The organism is Aureimonas sp. AU20 (assembly GCF_001442755.1).
Taxonomy (GTDB): domain Bacteria; phylum Pseudomonadota; class Alphaproteobacteria; order Rhizobiales; family Rhizobiaceae; genus Aureimonas.
The window spans coordinates 3,412,553-3,429,832 of the sequence record NZ_CP006367.1 but is presented as its reverse complement, the minus strand read 5'-3'; the positions used below and the strand labels follow the sequence as shown (position 1 = coordinate 3,429,832).

16 protein-coding genes are annotated in these 17,280 nt (G+C 66.8%); 11 read left to right on the top strand and 5 right to left on the bottom strand.

Going from position 1 to position 17,280, the window contains the following annotated elements; all coding sequences use genetic code 11:
* Nucleotides 1-19: 19 nt before the first annotated feature.
* On the bottom strand, nucleotides 20-1,831 hold the full coding sequence (locus tag M673_RS15630; RefSeq protein ID WP_061976967.1) for an ABC transporter transmembrane domain-containing protein: 1,812 nt from the start codon (nucleotides 1,829-1,831) through the stop codon (nucleotides 20-22).
* Nucleotides 1,832-2,000: 169 nt separating this feature from the next.
* On the opposite strand from M673_RS15630, the gene rpmE reads away from it, so the two are divergent.
* Complete coding sequence (gene rpmE, locus M673_RS15625) at nucleotides 2,001-2,222, top strand: 50S ribosomal protein L31 (RefSeq protein WP_061976965.1); 222 nt, start codon at nucleotides 2,001-2,003, stop codon at nucleotides 2,220-2,222.
* A 141-nt stretch (nucleotides 2,223-2,363) separates the two neighbouring features.
* Here the strand turns inward: rpmE and rcdA are convergent, their stop codons facing one another.
* Complete coding sequence (rcdA, locus tag M673_RS15620) at nucleotides 2,364-2,888, bottom strand: protease adaptor protein RcdA (RefSeq protein WP_061976963.1); 525 nt, start codon at nucleotides 2,886-2,888, stop codon at nucleotides 2,364-2,366.
* Nucleotides 2,889-3,252: 364 nt separating this feature from the next.
* On the opposite strand from rcdA, the gene M673_RS15615 reads away from it, so the two are divergent.
* Both M673_RS15615 and M673_RS15610 read left to right on the top strand, forming a co-directional pair.
* The gene (locus M673_RS15615) at nucleotides 3,253-4,254 is read left to right on the top strand and encodes an NAD(P)H-quinone oxidoreductase (protein ID WP_061976961.1); all 1,002 of its coding nucleotides are present in this window, start codon (nucleotides 3,253-3,255) and stop codon (nucleotides 4,252-4,254) included.
* 146 nt (nucleotides 4,255-4,400) lie between these two features.
* Nucleotides 4,401-5,102, top strand: coding sequence for a DUF1013 domain-containing protein (locus M673_RS15610; RefSeq protein WP_061976959.1), 702 nt, complete (start codon nucleotides 4,401-4,403; stop codon nucleotides 5,100-5,102).
* 61 nt (nucleotides 5,103-5,163) lie between these two features.
* On the opposite strand, the gene M673_RS15605 is transcribed toward M673_RS15610, so the two are convergent.
* Both M673_RS15605 and M673_RS15600 read right to left on the bottom strand, forming a co-directional pair.
* On the bottom strand, nucleotides 5,164-5,997 hold the full coding sequence (locus M673_RS15605) for an SDR family oxidoreductase (protein ID WP_061976957.1): 834 nt from the start codon (nucleotides 5,995-5,997) through the stop codon (nucleotides 5,164-5,166).
* On the bottom strand, nucleotides 5,984-7,864 hold the full coding sequence (locus M673_RS15600) for a glycoside hydrolase family 15 protein (RefSeq protein WP_082639515.1): 1,881 nt from the start codon (nucleotides 7,862-7,864) through the stop codon (nucleotides 5,984-5,986). Before M673_RS15600 ends, M673_RS15605 begins: the two co-directional genes overlap by 14 nt.
* Nucleotides 7,865-8,104: 240 nt before the next feature.
* Between M673_RS15600 and M673_RS15595 the strand changes: the two genes are divergently transcribed.
* The 8 genes from M673_RS15595 to phoB all read left to right on the top strand — a co-directional run bounded on the left by M673_RS15595 (nucleotide 8,105) and on the right by phoB (nucleotide 16,929).
* Complete coding sequence (locus M673_RS15595; protein ID WP_061976955.1) at nucleotides 8,105-9,049, top strand: hypothetical protein; 945 nt, start codon at nucleotides 8,105-8,107, stop codon at nucleotides 9,047-9,049.
* A 133-nt stretch (nucleotides 9,050-9,182) separates the two neighbouring features.
* On the top strand, nucleotides 9,183-10,472 hold the full coding sequence (locus tag M673_RS15590; RefSeq protein WP_148640097.1) for an ATP-binding protein: 1,290 nt from the start codon (nucleotides 9,183-9,185) through the stop codon (nucleotides 10,470-10,472).
* A gap of 136 nt (nucleotides 10,473-10,608) precedes the next feature.
* Nucleotides 10,609-11,655, top strand: coding sequence for a PstS family phosphate ABC transporter substrate-binding protein (locus M673_RS15585; RefSeq protein ID WP_061976951.1), 1,047 nt, complete (start codon nucleotides 10,609-10,611; stop codon nucleotides 11,653-11,655).
* 116 nt (nucleotides 11,656-11,771) lie between these two features.
* On the top strand, nucleotides 11,772-13,247 hold the full coding sequence (gene pstC / locus M673_RS15580; RefSeq protein WP_061976949.1) for a phosphate ABC transporter permease subunit PstC: 1,476 nt from the start codon (nucleotides 11,772-11,774) through the stop codon (nucleotides 13,245-13,247).
* Nucleotides 13,247-14,572 (top strand): phosphate ABC transporter permease PstA, encoded by a 1,326-nt coding sequence (gene pstA, locus M673_RS15575; RefSeq protein ID WP_061976947.1) that lies wholly within the window; start codon nucleotides 13,247-13,249, stop codon nucleotides 14,570-14,572. Before pstC ends, pstA begins: the two co-directional genes overlap by 1 nt.
* 17 nt (nucleotides 14,573-14,589) lie before the next feature.
* Nucleotides 14,590-15,399: a phosphate ABC transporter ATP-binding protein PstB gene (pstB, locus tag M673_RS15570; RefSeq protein WP_061976945.1), complete on the top strand. Its 810-nt coding sequence runs from the start codon at nucleotides 14,590-14,592 to the stop codon at nucleotides 15,397-15,399.
* A 70-nt stretch (nucleotides 15,400-15,469) separates the two neighbouring features.
* A complete protein-coding gene (gene phoU, locus M673_RS15565; RefSeq protein ID WP_061976943.1) occupies nucleotides 15,470-16,192 on the top strand; it encodes a phosphate signaling complex protein PhoU in 723 nt (240 codons plus the stop codon).
* A gap of 5 nt (nucleotides 16,193-16,197) precedes the next feature.
* Nucleotides 16,198-16,929, top strand: a complete 732-nt coding sequence (phoB, locus tag M673_RS15560) for a phosphate regulon transcriptional regulator PhoB (protein ID WP_061976941.1) — start codon at nucleotides 16,198-16,200, stop codon at nucleotides 16,927-16,929.
* A gap of 82 nt (nucleotides 16,930-17,011) precedes the next feature.
* On the opposite strand, the gene M673_RS15555 is transcribed toward phoB, so the two are convergent.
* A complete protein-coding gene (locus tag M673_RS15555) occupies nucleotides 17,012-17,269 on the bottom strand; it encodes a DUF3297 family protein (RefSeq protein ID WP_061976939.1) in 258 nt (85 codons plus the stop codon).
* Between the last annotated feature and the right edge of the window lie 11 nt (nucleotides 17,270-17,280).

The following is a 17,280-nucleotide window of genomic DNA, read 5'->3' as shown; positions in this document are numbered from 1 at the left end:
TTTGCGTCCCGCCCTCGCTTTATTCCGCTGCCGCCGGAGCCAAGGCTTCGCGGCCCGCGTCGAACTGAAGTCGGGCGAGGCGGGAGTAGAGGCCGCCGCGGGCGATCAGCGTGGCGTGAGTGCCTTCCTCGACCACGCGTCCGCCATCCAGCACCAGAATGCGATCGGCCTTTAGGATGGTCGCCAGACGATGGGCGATCACCAGCGTCGTACGATGGCCCATCAGCCCTTCCAGCGCGCGCTGCACCAGAACCTCGCTTTCGGCATCGAGCGCCGAGGTCGCCTCGTCCAGAAGCAGGATCGGCGCGTCGCGCAGGATGGCGCGGGCGATGGCGATGCGCTGGCGCTGGCCGCCCGACAGGGTGACCCCGCGCTCGCCGATGGACGTGTCGTAGCCCTCCGGCAGGGCGCTGACGAACCCGTCGACCTGCGCGGCTCGTGCCGCCTCCACGATTGCCGCGCGGGGCGCGTCGTCGGCGCCGAAGGCGATATTCTCGGCCACCGTGCCGGCGAAGATGCTGGAATCCTGCGGCACGAAGGCGATGCGCCCACGCAGCGCGTCCAGGGCGACATCGCGAATGTCCACGCCGTCGAGGAGGATGCGCCCCTCGCTCGGATCGTAGAATCGCTCGATCAGGGCGAAGAGGGTGGACTTGCCCGCGCCCGAAGCGCCGACCAGCGCCACCGTTTCGCCCGGCCGGATGTCGAGATCGATCCCGCTCAATGTCGGGCGCTCCGGCGCGCCGGGATAGCGGAAAGAGACGCGCTCGAAGCGGAGCGCTCCTTCAGGCGGCGAGCGGAGGGCGCTGGGGCTCGTCGGAGAGGCGATGGTGGGCGTCTCGTCCAGAAGTTCCGACAGGCGCTCGGTGGCGCCGGAGGCCGCCGTAAGATCGCCCCAGACCTCCGACAACTGCCCCAGGCTCGACGCGGCGAACACGGCATAGAGCAGGAACTGGCCGAGCGTGCCGGCGGTCATCGTGCCGTCCACCACGCGGTGCGCGCCGATCCACAGAACCAGGATGATCGACACGGTGATCAGGAAGATCGCAAAGGCGGTGAGAAAGGCGCGCGCGCTGACCGAGCGACGGGCGGCCTCGAAGGCCTCGTCCACCGCCGCGCCGAAGCGCCGGTTCGCGGCGGGCTCGGCGGTGAAGGCCTGCACCGCGCGCACCGCCGAGATGGCTTCGCCGGCATAGGCGCTGGCGCCGGCCAGCCGGTCCTGCGCGGCGCGCGAGCGGCGGCGCACGGAGCGGCCGAAGGCGACGAGCGGCAGAACGATGAGCGGAATGGCGAGGATCACGATCAGCGACAGGCTGGGGCTGGTATAGGCCATCATCGCCACGGCGCCGACGAAGAGGATGACGTTGCGAAGGGCCAGCGAGGCGGTGGCGCCGACGGCGGACTTGATCTGCGTCGTGTCGGCGGTGAGGCGCGAGACGATCTCGCCCGACAGGTTGCGGTCGTAGAAGCCGGGCGATAGGCGCATCACATGGGTGAACACGTCCTTGCGCAGTTCGGCGACGATGCGCTCCCCGATCGTGATGACGAAATAGTAGCGCCCGGCGCTGGCCAGCGCGAGCACGATGCTGAGCACCGCCAGCATGGCGAAATAGGTGTCCACGAAGCCCGTGTCGCCCGACATGAAGCCGTGATCCACCACGCGCCGCACCGCCAGCGGGAAGGACAGGGTGGTGACTGAGGCGAGAAGGAGAAACACCAGCGCTCCCGCCACCAGCCCGCGCTGGCGCCGGACATAGGGCCAGAGGCGGGCGAGGGGCTTCAGCGTGCGGGACGATTTTTCGCTCGCGCTCGTGCGGTCGGAACGTGCCAAGATTGGATCGCCTTTGCGGCCTTGTGCGCTATCGGCCCCTCATGTATAGGCTCGCCCTTGAATTTGAAAGCGATCGCGCTCCTCATTCCGGCCCGACCGGCCCGCTTCCCTCGCGGGGCGGCCCATCGGGCTTGGTGAGTGCGAGCGCGTTACTGTCTGTGAGGGCATCATGAAGCAGAACATCCATCCCGACTATCACACGATCACCATCGTGATGACGAACGGCACCGAGTATCAGACCCGCTCGACCTACGGCTCGGCCGGCGACAAGCTGAACCTCGACATCGACCCGACCAGCCACCCGGCCTGGACCGGCGGCAACCAGCAGATGCTGGATCGCGGCGGCCGCGTGTCGCGCTTCAACAAGCGCTACGAAGGCCTCGGCATCTAAGCCATCGCCTCCGATTTCGACTCGCAAAAAGCCCGGCCCTCGCGCCGGGCTTTTTGTTGTGCGCATTACTGCCGGGCAAACGAAAAACGCCGCCGGAGAAGCTCCAGCGGCGTCGGTCGGCTTACAAATGGGAAAGAGCGGTCAGATCGCGAAGGCGGTCCGCAGGAGGTCGATCTGCTGGCCGACCGGATTGGGCACGATCGTCTGCAAGGGGGCGGCGGAGCCGTAGATTTCGCGATCCAGCATGGCGATGCGCCGCTCCAGAAGCAGGGCGCGCTCCACGAGGCCGCGGAAGCTGGCCGGCAGTTCCTCGTAGAAGGGCGAATCGACGCCCTCGGCGCTGCCGTCGAGGCGCACCTTGGTCTTCTCGGCTTCGACCTGGGATCGCGACATGTCGCCCTGGTTGGCCGCGCGCTGGAGCAGCAGCCAGGAGGCGACCTGCATGAGGCGGGTCGTCAAGCGCATGGACTCGGCGGCGTAAAGCGTCGCCGCACCCTTGGACAGCGTCTTCACGTCACGCCGTCCCTCGCCGTCGAGATAGGCGGCGGTTTCATCGACCAAGTTCATTCCAGCGTCGAAGATCGGCTGGAACGACGCCGAGAAGGCGAGGCGTTCTGCGATCCGCACGGTCTGGAAGTCGCTTCGATCGGATGGTTTTTGTGACATGCGGGGACAACCAGCCTGGGCAAGAATCGTTGCACGGTCCATGCAGCGAAATGCCGGACGAACCTGATGCCGGAATCCTCTACGCAAGCCTCGCCCCGCGCAAGTCGCTTCGCGCCGATTTGGTTAACGTCCGTTCGCCTTGTTGGCCGTCCCGAGATGGCCTCGAACGGGAAAAAGAGAGCCGCGCGGAGGCGGCTCTATCAAGTTTCAACAGGGAGACGTCGACAACCATAGGGGTCGCCATCCAACGAATTGGACACCCACAGCTTTGTGCGAACTCGGTAAATGCGGGGTTAGCGACTCTCGGAAAATTTTGGCCTTGCCCTAGTTTGGCTGGAACCATTCCCGAGAAAGGTCGCCGAGCATGAGCCTGCCCACCCGGATGAAGCTTGTCGGCCTCGATGGCCATGGAGGGCCGGAGGTTCTGGTGCCGCGCGAGGCCGAGGTGCCCCGGCCTGGCCCCGGCCAGATCCTCATCGAGGTGCATGCTGCCGGGGTCAACCGGCCCGATCTGCTGCAGCGCCAGGGCGTTTATCCCCCGCCCACCGGCGCGCCGGATTGGCCGGGCCTGGAGGTCTCGGGTCTCGTCGCGGCGCTGGGCGAGGGCGTCACGACCTGGGCTTTGGGCGACGCGGTGATGGCGCTTCTGCCGGGCGGCGGATACGCCGAGTACGCGCTGGCCGACGCCGGCAGCGCGTTGCCCGTGCCGGCGGGCCTGGGCTTTCCCGAGGCTGCGGCGATCCCTGAAACCTTCCTGACCGTCTGGCACAACGTCTTTCAGCGCGGGGGCTTGCGCGAGGGCGAGACCTTTCTCGTCCATGGCGGTACATCCGGCATCGGCACGACCGCCATCCAGCTCGCCCACGCCTTCGGCGCGCATGTGGCGACGACGGTCGGCAGCCCGGACAAGGCCGAGGCCGCGCGCCGCCTGGGGGCCGATCTCGCCATCGACTATCGCCAGGAGGATTTCGTGGCCGCGATGCACGGTTGGCGCGAGGGGAGGGGCGCCGACGTCACGCTCGACATGGTGGGCGGCGACTACGCCAACCGCAACCTGAAGGCGGCCGCCCCCGACGGGCGGATCGTGCAGATCGCCTTTCTGCGGGGCAACAAGGCGGAGATCGACCTCAACCTCGTGATGCAGAAGCGCCTGCATCTCACCGGCTCGACCCTTCGCGCCCGCGACCACGCCTTCAAGGCGGCGCTGGCGGCCGATCTCCAGCACCATGTCTGGCCGCTTCTGGAGGCCGGCCGGGTGAAACCGCTGATCGAGGCGACCTACCCGCTGCACGAAGCGGCGGAGGCGCACCGGCACATGGAGCGCGATCACATCGGCAAGATCGTGCTGCTGCCGGACGCGCGATAGGCGGGACGGGCGATAGATCGTCTCGCCGGCCAGGGAGACTTCCTTGCGATTGCGGAAAGTAGCCCCTATAGTTCGCCTTCAATTCCCGCATTCGTGGCATGACCACAGCCTGCTCCTCCGGGTGGGCCACTAGGAGACTATTACCCATGGCTCAGCAGCTCCTGATGCCGAAGGCCACGGCCGTCTGGCTGGTGGACAACACATCGCTGTCGTTCGAGCAGATCGCCGAGTTCTGCACCTTGCACCCGCTCGAAGTGAAGGCGATTGCCGACGGCGAGGCGGCGCAGGGCATCAAGGGCATGGACCCGATCATCACCGGGCAGCTGACGCGCGACGAGATCGTTCGCGCCGAGAAGGACGGGCGCCACAGGCTGAAGCTGGCGCCGCCGAAGGTCCGCGTGCCCGAGGCCAAGCGCAAGGGACCGCGCTACACGCCGGTTTCCAAGCGGCAGGATCGGCCCAACGCCATCCTCTGGCTGGTGCGCAACCATCCCGAGCTGAAGGACAACGCCATCTCGCGCCTGGTCGGCACGACCAAGCACACGATCGAGCAGATCCGCGAGCGCACGCACTGGAACTCGGCCAATCTTCAGCCGATGGACCCGGTGACGCTGGGTCTCTGCTCGCAGATCGACCTCGACCTCGAAGTCGAGAAGGCCTCGCGCGGCATGCCCCGACCCGAGGAACTGGCCGAGGAGGAGCGCCTGCTCTCGGCCGCGCAGACCCAGAACTACCGCCCCGCCCCGCGCGAGGAGGACGAGGAACTCGACGCCGCCGCCGTCTTCGCCAAGCTCTCCTCCATGCGCCGCAAGGAGCCGGAAGAGGGCGAGGAAGACGAGATCGTCTGATCCGATCTTTCTTCGCGAACCCAATCAGGGCGGCCCTCGGGCCGCCTTTTTTCGTTCAAGCTCAACCGTTGCCGCGAAACTCGGGATAGAGCGTCATGCCGCCGTCGACGAAGAGGGTCTGGCCGGTGATGTAGTCCGCCGCGTCCGACACGAGAAAGGCCGCGGCGCGGCCGATATCGGCGGGTTCGCCGATCCGCCCATAGGGAATGAGCTTCAGCATGGCATCGACGCCGCCCGGCTTGTCGCGCTCGATCTCGTTGATCGCCGTGGCAATGGCGCCGGGCGCCACCGCGTTGACCCGGATCTTCTCGGGCGCCACCTCCTGCGCCAGCGATTCCATCAGAAGCTTCAGCCCGCCCTTGGACGCCGCGTAATTGGCGCGGAAGGCCCAGGGAATGCGCTGGTGGACGGAATTGTCGAACAGGAGCTTGCCGAGCGCCCGGCTGACCTCTTCCCGCAGACCCTTGCGGCGGAAGCGGCGGATCGCCTCGCGCCCCACCAGGAAGCCGCCGGTCAGGTTGGTCTCGATCACCTTGTTCCAGTCGTCGAGGCTCATGTCCGAGATCGCGGCGTCGCGCTGCAGCCCGGCATTCGACACCACGATGTCGAAGGTCCCGAGCGCCGCCTCGCCCTCGTCGAACAGGCGCGCGACGTCGGCCTCCGTCGCCACATCGGCCTGGATGGCCACGGCGCGCCGGCCGAGCGCCTCGATCCGCTCCACCGTACCCAGCGCCTTTTCGGCCGAGCCGTGATAGTTGACGACGACGTCCGCCCCGCTGCGCGCCAGTTCCACGGCGATCGCCTCGCCGATGCCCGAAGACGAGCCGGTGACGAGCGCGGTTTGCCCTTTCAATGAGAGGAGGCCGGCAAAGGGCGAAGCGTCAGTAGATTCCATCGGGGTCCTCGATCATTTGATGGGAGGCGTTGGCGGGGTCGCCGCTGGTCGAGGTCAGGGCGCGGTCGAGCCAGATCGCGGCCGAGATCAGCGACAGATGGGTGAGCCCTTGCGGGAAATTGCCGAGATGGTCGCCGGAGGAGGAAAGCTCCTCCGAGTAGAGCCCGAGATGGTTGCTGTAGCTGTGCAGCTTCTCGAACAGGAGCCGCGCCTCCGACACGAAGCCGGACCGGGCGAGCGCCTCGACATACCAGAACGAGCAGATGGTGAAGAAGCCTTCCTCGCCCTCCAGCCCGTCATGGTTCTCGTCGGTGTTGATGTAGCGCTTCACCAGGCAGTCATGGACGAGATTGGCCTGCACGGCCTTCAGCGTCGAGGTCCACATCTGGTCGCGCGGGTTGATGAACTTCACCAGCGGCATGAGCAGGACCACCGCGTCCAGCGTCGTGGAGCCCTTGAACTGCGTGAAGGCGCCGAGATCCTTGTTCCAGAACTCCTCCAGGATGCTGCGCTGGATGGCGTCGCGCTCCGAGCGCCAGCGCGCGATGTCGGCGGGCAGCGACTCGCGGCTCGCGATCTTCATGCCGCGGTCGAGCGCCACCCAGCACATCAGGCGCGAGGAGAGATATTCGCGGTCCTCGCCCCGGCTTTCCCAGATGCCCTTGTCTGGTAGGTGCCAGTGGTCGCAGAGCCAGTCCATCAGCCGCGAAAGTTTGGCCCAGACGGCGTAGGCCGGCTTTCCCCGCGCCTTGGTCGCGATATAGACCGCGTCCATGAACTCGCCGTAGATGTCCATCTGCCGCTGGCTGTAGGCGGCGTTGCCGACGCGCACGGGGCGCGAGCCGCGATAGCCCGACAGGTGGTCGAGCGAGACCTCGGGCAGCTTGTCGGCGCCGTCCATCGCATACATGATTTGCAGGCCGGACTGCACGTCCTCGTGCGGCTCGACGATCCGCTCCATCAGGAAGTGGATGAAGGCCTCCGCCTCGTCGAAATAGTTGAGCCGCGACAGGGCGTAGAGCGTGAAGGCGCTGTCGCGCACCCAGCAGAACCGATAGTCCCAGTTGCGCTCGCCGCCCACCACTTCCGGCAGGCCGAACGTGCCGGCCGCCGCGATCGAGCCGTGCCGCGCCGAGGTCAGGAGCTTCAGCGTCAACGCCGAGCGCACCACGAGCTCGCGCCAGAAGGTGGGGTAGCGGCCCTGCCGCACCCAGCGATGCCAGAACTCGCGCGTCTGGAAGAAGGCCGAGCGGGCATAGCCCGGCTGGATCGGCGGCGCGTCCGCCCGTCCGGGGCAGAAGACGACGTAGATGGATTGGTCCTCGGCAAGGTCCGCCTCGCCCAGAATGCTGCCGTCCTCCACGCGCAAGGGGATGGACGAATAGAAGAAGACCTCCTCCTGCCCGCCGTCCGAGGCCCGCGTCCAACTCGCCGCGAAGCCGCCGGCAACAGCGCGGAAGCTTGGCTCGGCCGCGCCATATTCGGGGCGCGGGCGGATCAGAACGCGAAAGCGCACCGGCCCCATGATCGCCTTGGCGCGGCGCACGATGCGGCCCGACCCGTCGGTGGGCATGAAGTCGGTAAGTTCGCCGATCCCATCCTGCCCGAGAAAGCGGGTCAGAAGGATGTTGGTGTCGGGCAGGTAGATCTGCCGGCAGGTCAGCCCGTCGGCGTCGGCCCAAAGGCGGAACTCGCCGGCTTTTTCAGGGTCGAGCAGCCCGGCGAAAAGCGAGGGCGAGTCGAGACTGGGATGGCAGAAGAAGTCGATCCGCCCATCCTGCGCCACGAGCGCGAGCGTGTTCATGTCGCCGATGACGCCATGGTTCGAGATCGGATTGGGCGCGGGAGGTGAGGCGGAGGACTGCATGGCGGGGCCTGTTCGTCTGACAGCGCTGGGAGATTGGTCGCTCCGGCGGGAAGTAAAGCCGGCGCCGTCCCGTCTCCGGACTCAGAGAGGATGAAGCGGGGCGAGTGGCCGAGAAGAGATTTCCCGTCGGCCCCGCTCGCCTTTCAATTGCTCCATCGGCCTGCTTTGCAGTATCCACACGGTTCGAAGCGGCGGAATTAAGCCTGCCTTATTCCGCTGTCTGCCCAGTTCGGAGACATCATGAGCGCGATGGAAGACAGCCTGCGACGGGCGCTTGAAGGCGGCGACACGCGCGATCCCGCCTTTCGCGAAAGCATCTATGCCGCGTCCGAGCGCGCGCTGGAGCGCATGCTGGAGACGCGCGGGGCGGACGAGGCGAGCGCGCTGGACCAGCGCACGCGCCTGGCCGAGACGATCAACCGCGTCGAAGCGGACTTCGCTGCGAACAGCTATCCCGCCGAGCCCGCGCCTGAGGTCTTCGACGCCCCCTATGACGACGCGCCCCATGCCCCGACGGGCGAGGCGGGTGAGGAAACGCGGCACGAGGACGGCTGGACGCCCGGCGGCGTGCGCACGCCGGGTGAGGTCGCCGCGCGGAAGCCCAGTTGGAAGGTTCCCGCCTTCGCGGTTCTCCTGGCGCTCGGCCTTGCGCTTCTGGCCTATGCGATCACCGGCGCCCTGCGCGGCGGCGACACGGCGCCGGCGACGACGGGCTCGATCGAAAGCGACGACGGCCTGCCCAAGCTCGCCTGGATCGACGTGTTCGATGGCAACGACCTGGAAACGCTTTCCACCCCGGCGGGCGGGCGCATAGAGGCGGTCGCCAAGTCGGACGAGCGGGAGGCCGTGCGCATTTCCGCGCCCGTCGGCAGCCAGAACGAGGCGCTTCTGACGATCGGCCCCGGCACGCTGCGCCAGATCGCCGGCCGGCAGGTGCGCATCGAGGTCGTCGCCGGCTCGCCGGACGGCAGCCCGCGTGAGTTCGGCGTGCGCTGCCTCGTCGGCCAGCAGAGCATCTGCGACCGGCAGCGCTTCAGCACCGACATGCCGGAAGAGGCCTTCGTCTTCGACGTGACCGTGCCGGCGGTGGCCAGCAACGTGACGAGCCTAGCCATCGCGCCGGGTTTGGGCGCCGGGGCGAGCGACGTCGACATCTATTCCGTGCGCCTGCGGGATCTCGGCTGAGGCCATCTTTCGCCGGCCGGCCGCGGCTTCTTTCGGCTGTCGGCCGTCGCTGTCATGCGTTTGACGAGGGAACGTGCGAAGCGTGTCGCTTGTCCCATTCGAATGCGGAAACGAAGCGGTGAATCGCAGCGGCATGGCCGACACAGCCCCTCCTTTCGAAGGCTCGCGCCGCCGCGCCGCCGTCTCACTCCCGCTCATCGCCCTGGCGATCGGCCTCGCGCTGGTCGCCTATCTCGTGCCCGATGCGCGGCCCCCGGCGCTCGGTGCGCTGGCACTGGCCGCCCTGGTCGGCTTGATCCAGCGAGGCGCGCGCGCCTCGCGCCAGCGCAACGCGGTAAAGACCGACGCGTCCTCGCCGCTCTGGCCGAACGCCAGCGTCAAGAGCGTGGTGGACGCCATGCGCGAGCCCGCCTTCGTGCTCGACCGCAACCTCGCTTTGCGCTTTTCCAACGCGGTCGGCATCCAGACCTTCGGCAATATGGCGCTGGGCGATCCGATCGCGATGCGCTTTCGCGCGCCCGAGCTGATTGCCGCCATGGCCGAGTCGATCGAGAGCGGCGAGGCGCAGATGACCGAATATGCCGAGCGCGCGCCCTCCGAGCGCGCCTGGGCGGTGGACATCCTGCCCATGCCGATGCCCGGCGAGGCGCGGCCGGTCTTCTTTCTGGCGCTGTTTCGCGACCGCACGCAGATGCGCCGCCTGGAGCGCATCCGCACCGACTTCGTCGCCAATGCCAGCCACGAGCTGCGCACGCCGCTCGCCTCGCTCTCCGGCTTCATCGAGACGCTGAAAGGGCCGGCGCGCGACGATCCCAAGGCGCGTGCCCAGTTTCTCGACATCATGCAGGATCAGGCCCGGCGCATGTCGCGCCTGATCGACGATCTTCTGTCCCTGTCGCGCATCGAAATGCGCCGGCGGTTGGAAGCGAACGAGCTGACCGATCTCGTGTCGGTCATGCGCGTCGTCGCCCAGCAGGCCGCTCCCACGGCCGCCGAGAAGAACCTGGCCCTGGAACTGACCGGGCTGGAGGAGGGCGAGGCGCTGGTGAACGGCGACCATGACGAGCTGGTTCAGGTCTTCGGCAACCTCGCCGAGAACGCCCTGAAATACGGCGACGCGGGCGGGCGAATCCAGATCGGCCTGACGCGAACGGACGAGACGGTGGAGGCCTTCGTGCGCGATTTCGGGCAGGGAATTCCGCCGGAACACGTGCCCCGCCTCACCGAGCGATTCTACCGCGTGGAAGACGGAAGCGGGCGCGTGCGCGGCACCGGGCTCGGCCTCAGCATCGTGCGAAACGTCCTGATACGGCACAACACGCGGCTGTCGATCAGCTCGATTCCCGGCCAGGGATCGACCTTCTCGGTCCGCTTCCGTTTGCGCGTTCCGGGGGCCTTCGAAAAATCTCAATATAAATCATAGGGTTATGCTGTCATAAATCGGATGTGGATTTGTCATAGATAGGTTGCGTCGGCCCGCTAGACCGATCATGAACAGCGCCGCGGAATCGAGTTCGCCCGGCGGTTCGCATTCGAAACGTTTCGATGGAGAAACGCCTGTGAGCAAATCCCTTCTCGCCAGCCTTGCCCTGGGCGCTGCCGTCATGACGACGGGCGCCGCTTTCGCGCAGAGCGCGCAGCCCGTCCATTCGGCCGGTTCGTCCACGGTTCTGCCCTATGCGCAGATCGTGGCGCAGAACTTCGGCGAGATCTTCCCCGACTTCCCGACCCCGGTGGTCGAGTCCGGCGGCACCTCCGGCGGCTTCCGCCAGTTCTGCTCGGGCGTTGGCCCGGAGACGGTCGACATCGCCAACGCCTCGCGCCCGATCTCGGAGTCCGAGAAGAAGGCCTGCACCGGCGCCGGCGTCACCGAGATCCAGGAAGTGCGTTTCGGCTATGACGGCATCGTCTTCGCCTCCGCCGCTTCGGGCCCGAGCTTCGCGCTGACCCCCGAGCAGGTCTTTAAGGCGCTCGCCGGCAAGGTCGTGAAGGACGGCAAGGTCGTCGACAACACCGCCGCCAAGTGGTCCGACGTCGACGCCTCGCTGCCGAACCAGGACATCATCGCCTTCATCCCGGCCGAGAACCACGGCACGCGCGAAGTCTTCGAAGAGAAGACCGTCGTCGCCGGCTGCAAGGCCTCGGGCGCGCTCGAAGCCTTCAAGACCTCGGGCCTCGACGACAAGGCCGCCGAGAAGCAGTGCCATCAGATCCGCAACGACGGCAAGGCGGTGGACATCGCTGGCGACTACACCGAGACGCTCGCCCGCATCGCCGCCAACCCGCAGGGCGTCGGCGTGTTCGGTCTGGCCTTCTACGAGCAGAACCAGGACAAGCTGAAGGTCGCCACCGTTTCCGGCGTTACGCCGTCGGTCGAGACCGTCGCTTCCGGCAAGTATCCGGTGTCGCGTCCGCTCTTCTTCTACGTCAAGAAGGCGCATCTCGGCGTCGTTCCGGGCCTGAAGGAGTTCGTCAACTTCTTCCTCGACGACCAGATGGTCGGCCCCGGCGGCCCGCTCGCCCAGTACGGTCTCGTGCCGGCGCCGGATGCGCAGCGCGAGGAAGCCCGCAAGGCTTTCGAGGCCGGCACCACGATCAAGGGCTGATCTCTCAGCTTTGACGGAGGCCGGCCCGACAAGGGCCGGCTTCTTCACATTCACCGCGAGCCGGCCATCCCGTGAAACGGGCGCCTGCTCATGATTCTCCCGGGAGACGGCGAACGGTGTCCGCATTTGCTCTGATTCTGATTGTCCTGGCGATCGGTCTGGTCGGCTATGGGCTTGGCCGCCGCAAGGGCGCCGCGCTGCCGGATTCGCCGGGCGCCAAGGTGCATTCGCGCCCGACCTATCACGGGTCCTTCGTCTTCTGCTGGGCCGTTGTGCCCGCCCTGATCGTCATGGTGCTTTGGCTGTCGATCTCGCCGGCGGTGATCTTCGCCACCGTCGAGCGCCGCCTCGAGGCCGACACGCAGGCCGCCTCGGTCTCGCTCGGCCGCTCGCTCGTGCGCTCCCTCGGCCAGGGCATCCGCGCCTTGCCGTCGGACGAGCAGGCCGGTCTTTCCAGCGCTCGCATCGCCGACATCCAGCCTTTGTTCGAGCGCCGCGGCATTCCGCTGCCGGGCGGCGCGACCGACGCGATGATCCCCATCGCGCTCGAAAAGAACCACATGGAGGACATGAGCCGGCTCGCCCTGACAGGCGTGACCCTGGTTCTCGCGATCGGCGGCCTTCTCTTCGGCCTGTCGCGTATCGCGGTCCGGCTTCGCGCCCGCAACCAAGTCGAGCGGGTGGTCAAGACCTTCCTCGTGGTCTGCTCCTCGATCGCCATTCTCACCACCGTCGGCATCGTCTGCTCGATGCTGTTCGAGTCCCTCGACTTCTTCAGCCGCATCCGCCCGGTCGACTTCTTCTTCGGAACGGTCTGGGAGCCTCGCTTCGCAGCCGCCGGTTCCGAGGCCGCCGGTCAGTTCGGCCTGATCCCGCTTCTGGCGGGCACGCTCTACATCGCCTTCGTGGCCATGCTCTTCGCCGTGCCGGTCGGCCTCTTCGCCGCCATCTACATGGCCGAATACGCCTCCAGCCGCGTGCGCTCGGTGGTGAAGCCGCTGCTCGAACTCCTGGCCGGCATTCCGACCATCGTCTACGGCTTCTTCGCGCTCATCACCGTCGGCCCCTTCCTTCGCGACATCTCGGCCAGCATCAACGGCCTGCTCACCGGCAATTATGTCGGCTTCATCCAGGCGCAGTCGATCCTGACGGCGGGTCTGGTGATGGGCATCATGCTCATCCCCTTCGTGTCCTCCTTGTCGGACGACATCATCACCGCCGTGCCGCGCTCTCTGCGCGACGGCTCGATGGGGCTCGGCGCCACGCCGTCCGAGACGGTGAAGAAGGTGGTGCTGCCCGCCGCCCTGCCGGGCATCGTGTCGGCGCTGCTGCTGACGGCCTCGCGCGCCATCGGCGAGACCATGATCGTGGTTCTGGCCGCCGGTATCGCCGCCAACATCACGCTCAACCCGTTCGAGGCGATGACTACAGTCACCGTCAAGATCGTCTCGCAGCTCACCGGTGATCTCGACTTCACCTCGCCGCAGAGTCTGGTGGCCTTCGCGCTCGGCATCACGCTCTTCGTGCTGACGCTGATCCTCAACATCATCGCCCTTGCCATCGTGCGCAAGTATCGGGAGCAGTACGACTGATGAGCGATACGACGATTTCCCAAGGGTCGGCCGTCCCGACCTCGGCCCGTCCGGCCCGTCGCGACATCGGCCTGCGCCGCCGCTACGCTTCCGAGCGCCGCTTCCGCCTCTACGGCCTTTCGGCCATCGGCGTCGGCCTGATCTTCCTCGCCATCCTGCTCTGGACGGTGATCGGGCAGGGCTACACCGCCTTCTTCCAGACCGAGATCCGTCTGCCGATCACCTTCTCCAAGAGCGTGATCGATCCGAACGACCGGGCCAAGGCCGACCCGGCGGTGCTGCGCACGGCGAACTATCCTCGCCTGGTGCAGGACGCGCTGGTGAAGGAACTCGGCATCGACCCGAACAACCGCGCCGCCATCACCGCCGCTTCGCAGCTCCTGTCGCAGGGCGTGCGCGCGCAGCTCGCCAACATGGTGATGGACGATCTCTCGATCATCGGCACCACGCAGGAGATCTGGATCTACGCCAACTCCACCGTGGACTCGGCGGTGAAGGGCCAGTTCGACCTGTCGATCCCCGAAGCGCGCCGGCCGATCAAGGACCAGCAGCTGGAATGGATCCGCCAGCTGGAAAGCCGTGGCGAGCTGACCCAGCGCTTCAACACCGGCCTCTTCACTTTCGGCGCCTCCTCGCGCGCCGAGACGGCCGGCGTCGGCGTGGCGCTGATCGGCTCGCTCTACATGATGGCGATCGTTCTCGCCCTTGCGCTGCCGATCGGCGTCGCCGCCTCGATCTATCTCGAGGAGTTCGCGCCCAAGAACCGCTTCACCGACCTGATCGAGGTGAACATCAACAATCTGGCGGCCGTCCCCTCGATCGTCTACGGCCTTCTCGGCCTCGCGGTCTTCGTCAACTGGTTCGGCCTGCCGCGCTCGGCCTCGCTGGTCGGCGGCCTCGTGCTGACGCTGATGACGCTGCCGACCATCATCATCGCGACGCGCGCCGCGCTGAAAGCCGTGCCGCCTTCGATCCGTGCCGCCGCGCTCGGCCTCGGCGCCTCCAAGATGCAGATGGTGTTCCACCACGTTCTGCCGCTGGCGATGCCGGGCATTCTCACCGGCACGATCATCGGCCTTGCCCACGCGCTCGGCGAAACCGCGCCGCTGCTCCTGATCGGCATGGTCGCCTTCGTCGCCAACTACCCCGCGACGCCGATGGACCCCGCCACCGCTCTGCCCGTGCAGATCTACATGTGGGCCAACGAGGCCGAGCGCGCCTTCGTGGAGCGCACGTCGGGCGCGATCATCGTGCTTCTCCTTTTCCTGGCGGTCATGAACATCACCGCCATTCTGCTTCGTCGTCGCTTCGAGCGTCGCTGGTAGGAAAGAACGGATTTCTTATGATGGACAATCTTCATTTGACCGCCGCCCCGAAGACCAACGCGCCCGTCCTCGCCACCAAGATGAAGGGCGAGAACGTCTCGGTCTTCTACGGCGCGAAGCAGGCCTTGTTCGAGGTCAATCTCGACGTCTACGAGCGGCAGGTGACGGCGCTGATCGGCCCTTCGGGCTGCGGCAAGTCTACCTTCCTGCGCTCGCTCAACCGCATGAACGACACGGTCGAGGGCGCCAAGGTCAAGGGCCTCATCACGCTCGACGGCGAGGACATTTACAACCCGCAGATCGACGTGGTGGAACTGCGCGCCCGGGTCGGCATGGTGTTTCAGAAGCCCAACCCGTTCCCGAAGTCGATCTTCGAGAACGTCGCCTATGGCCCGAAGATCCACGGTCTGGCCAAGTCGAAGACGGACCTGGAGGAGGTCGTCGTGACCTCGCTGCGCAAGGCCGGCCTGTTCGAGGAGGTGAAGGATCGCCTCCATGACGCCGGCACGGGTCTGTCCGGCGGCCAGCAGCAGCGCCTGTGCATCGCTCGCGCCATCGCCGTTTCGCCCGAGGTGATCCTGATGGACGAGCCCTGCTCGGCCCTCGATCCGATCGCGACCGCCACGGTCGAGGAACTGATCGACGAGCTGAAGCAGAACTTCACCATCGTCATCGTCACCCACTCGATGCAGCAGGCGGCCCGCGTCTCGCAGCGCACGGCGATGTTCCACCTCGGCAAGATCGTCGAGGTCGGTTCCACGGAAAAGATGTTCCAGAACCCCGACGACAAGCGCACGCAGGACTACATCACCGGCCGCTTCGGCTGACCTCGCTCCCGGCTCCCGCAGCCTTATCGGGCCGGGAGTCGTTCTCCGCGAAACAGGGAGAGTTCGTTTCATGGAACATCACATCGTCTCGTCCTACGACGACGAACTGAAATTCATCCTTCGTCGCATTTCCGAAATGGGCGGCCAGGCCGAGCGCATGGTCGAGCAGGCGGTCTCCGCCCTGATCCGCTCCGATTGGGGTCTGGCGCAGTCCGTCGTTGCCGACGACATCCTTCTCGACACGCTGCAGCGCGAAGTGGACGAACGCGCGGTCCTCACGATCGGCAAGCGCCAGCCGATGGCGCACGACCTGCGCGAGATCGTCGGCGCCATCCGCATCTCCAACGATCTCGAGCGCATCGGCGATCTCGGCAAGAACATCGCCAAGCGCGTGATCGCGGTGACCGACCACAAGCAGCCGGTGCAGCTGGTGCGCGGCATCGAGCACATGTCGGAACTGGCGCTGGGCCAGCTGAAGAACGTGCTCGACGTCTATGCCACGCGCGACGACGTGCGGGCACTGGAAATCCGCGCCCAGGACGCCGAGATCGACGCGCTCTACACCTCGCTCTTCCGCGAACTCCTGACCTACATGATGGAAGATCCGCGCAACATCACGGCCTGCACGCATCTTCTCTTCTCGGCCAAGAACATCGAGCGCATCGGCGACCACGCGACCAACATCGCCGAGACGGTCTACTACATCAAGACCGGCAAACAGATGGAGGTCGAGCGGCCCAAGAGCGACTCGACGCCCTCGATCGCCTCGCCCTCTTCCGGCCTGAACGGGTAAGTCGCATGGGCGCCCGGATCACCGTCGTCGAGGACGAGGAGGCGCTGGGCGTCCTCCTTCGCTACAATCTTGAGGCCGAGGGTTACGACGTCGACGTGATCGCGCGTGGCGACGAGGCCGACCTGCGGCTGAAAGAGGGCGTGCCCGACCTTCTTCTGCTGGACTGGATGCTGCCCGGCCTGTCCGGCGTCGAGCTTTGCCGGCGCCTGCGCACGCGGCCCGAGACCGAACGCCTGCCGATCATCATGCTGACGGCGCGCGGCGAGGAAAGCGAGCGGGTGCGCGGCCTTTCGGTCGGGGCGGACGACTATGTCGTGAAGCCCTTCTCGACTCCCGAGCTCATGGCCCGCGTGCGCGCCATGCTGCGTCGGGTGAAGCCCGAGCGCATCTCCAGCCAGCTCGTGGCGGGCGATCTCGACCTCGACCGCGAGACGCATCGCGTGCGCCGCGCCGGCCGCGAGGTCAAGCTCGGACCCACCGAGTTCCGCCTCCTGGAGTTCCTCATGCAGTCGCCCGGCCGCGTCTTCTCGCGCGAGCAACTGTTGGACGGCGTCTGGGGTCGCGACATCTATGTCGACGAGCGCACCGTGGACGTCCATGTCGGGCGTCTGCGCAAGGCCATCAACCGGGGCCGCCAGCGCGACCCGATCCGCACCGTGCGCGGGGCGGGCTATTCGCTGGACGAGAACTTCACCGCCGCCGCGCGGCCCGTGCAGCAACGGGCCGAGGCGAGCTGAGGCTCAGCCGTCCTTCCAAAACGAAAACGCCGCGAGAGCCAAACGGCTGCTCGCGGCGTTTTCGTTTGGCGGACGAGGGCGATCAGCCCTCGGCGCTCTCGTCCTTCAGATAGGGCTCGACCGTGCCCTTCAGCTTCATCAAGAGCGGCTTGCCCTGGCGGTCCTTGGCCTTGCCGGCGGCCACGCGCACCCAGCCTTCGCTGACGCAATATTCCTCGACATTGGTCTTCTCGTTACCGTTGAAGCGGATGCCGATGCCGCGCGCCAGCAGCGCCTCGTCATGGAACGGGCTGTCCGGGTCGATCGCCAGACGGTCGGGAAGGGCGGGGGTATCGGTCATGTCATAGCCTT

Bases quoted from the DNA above. Each gene is read 5' to 3' on its own strand.
- pstA (WP_061976947.1), top strand. From the start codon at position 13,247: ATGAGCGATACGACGATTTCCCAAGGGTCGGCCGTCCCGACCTCGGCC.
- M673_RS15590 (WP_148640097.1), top strand. From the start codon at position 9,183: ATGGCCGACACAGCCCCTCCTTTCGAAGGCTCGCGCCGCCGCGCCGCC.
- M673_RS15615 (WP_061976961.1), top strand. From the start codon at position 3,253: ATGAGCCTGCCCACCCGGATGAAGCTTGTCGGCCTCGATGGCCATGGA.
- M673_RS15555 (WP_061976939.1), bottom strand. From the start codon at position 17,269: ATGACCGATACCCCCGCCCTTCCCGACCGTCTGGCGATCGACCCGGAC.
- M673_RS15600 (WP_082639515.1), bottom strand. From the start codon at position 7,864: ATGCAGTCCTCCGCCTCACCTCCCGCGCCCAATCCGATCTCGAACCAT.
- phoU (WP_061976943.1), top strand. From the start codon at position 15,470: ATGGAACATCACATCGTCTCGTCCTACGACGACGAACTGAAATTCATC.
- M673_RS15605 (WP_061976957.1), bottom strand. From the start codon at position 5,997: ATGGAATCTACTGACGCTTCGCCCTTTGCCGGCCTCCTCTCATTGAAA.
- rpmE (WP_061976965.1), top strand. From the start codon at position 2,001: ATGAAGCAGAACATCCATCCCGACTATCACACGATCACCATCGTGATG.
- rcdA (WP_061976963.1), bottom strand. From the start codon at position 2,888: ATGTCACAAAAACCATCCGATCGAAGCGACTTCCAGACCGTGCGGATC.
- pstB (WP_061976945.1), top strand. From the start codon at position 14,590: ATGATGGACAATCTTCATTTGACCGCCGCCCCGAAGACCAACGCGCCC.
- M673_RS15595 (WP_061976955.1), top strand. From the start codon at position 8,105: ATGAGCGCGATGGAAGACAGCCTGCGACGGGCGCTTGAAGGCGGCGAC.
- phoB (WP_061976941.1), top strand. From the start codon at position 16,198: ATGGGCGCCCGGATCACCGTCGTCGAGGACGAGGAGGCGCTGGGCGTC.
- M673_RS15610 (WP_061976959.1), top strand. From the start codon at position 4,401: ATGGCTCAGCAGCTCCTGATGCCGAAGGCCACGGCCGTCTGGCTGGTG.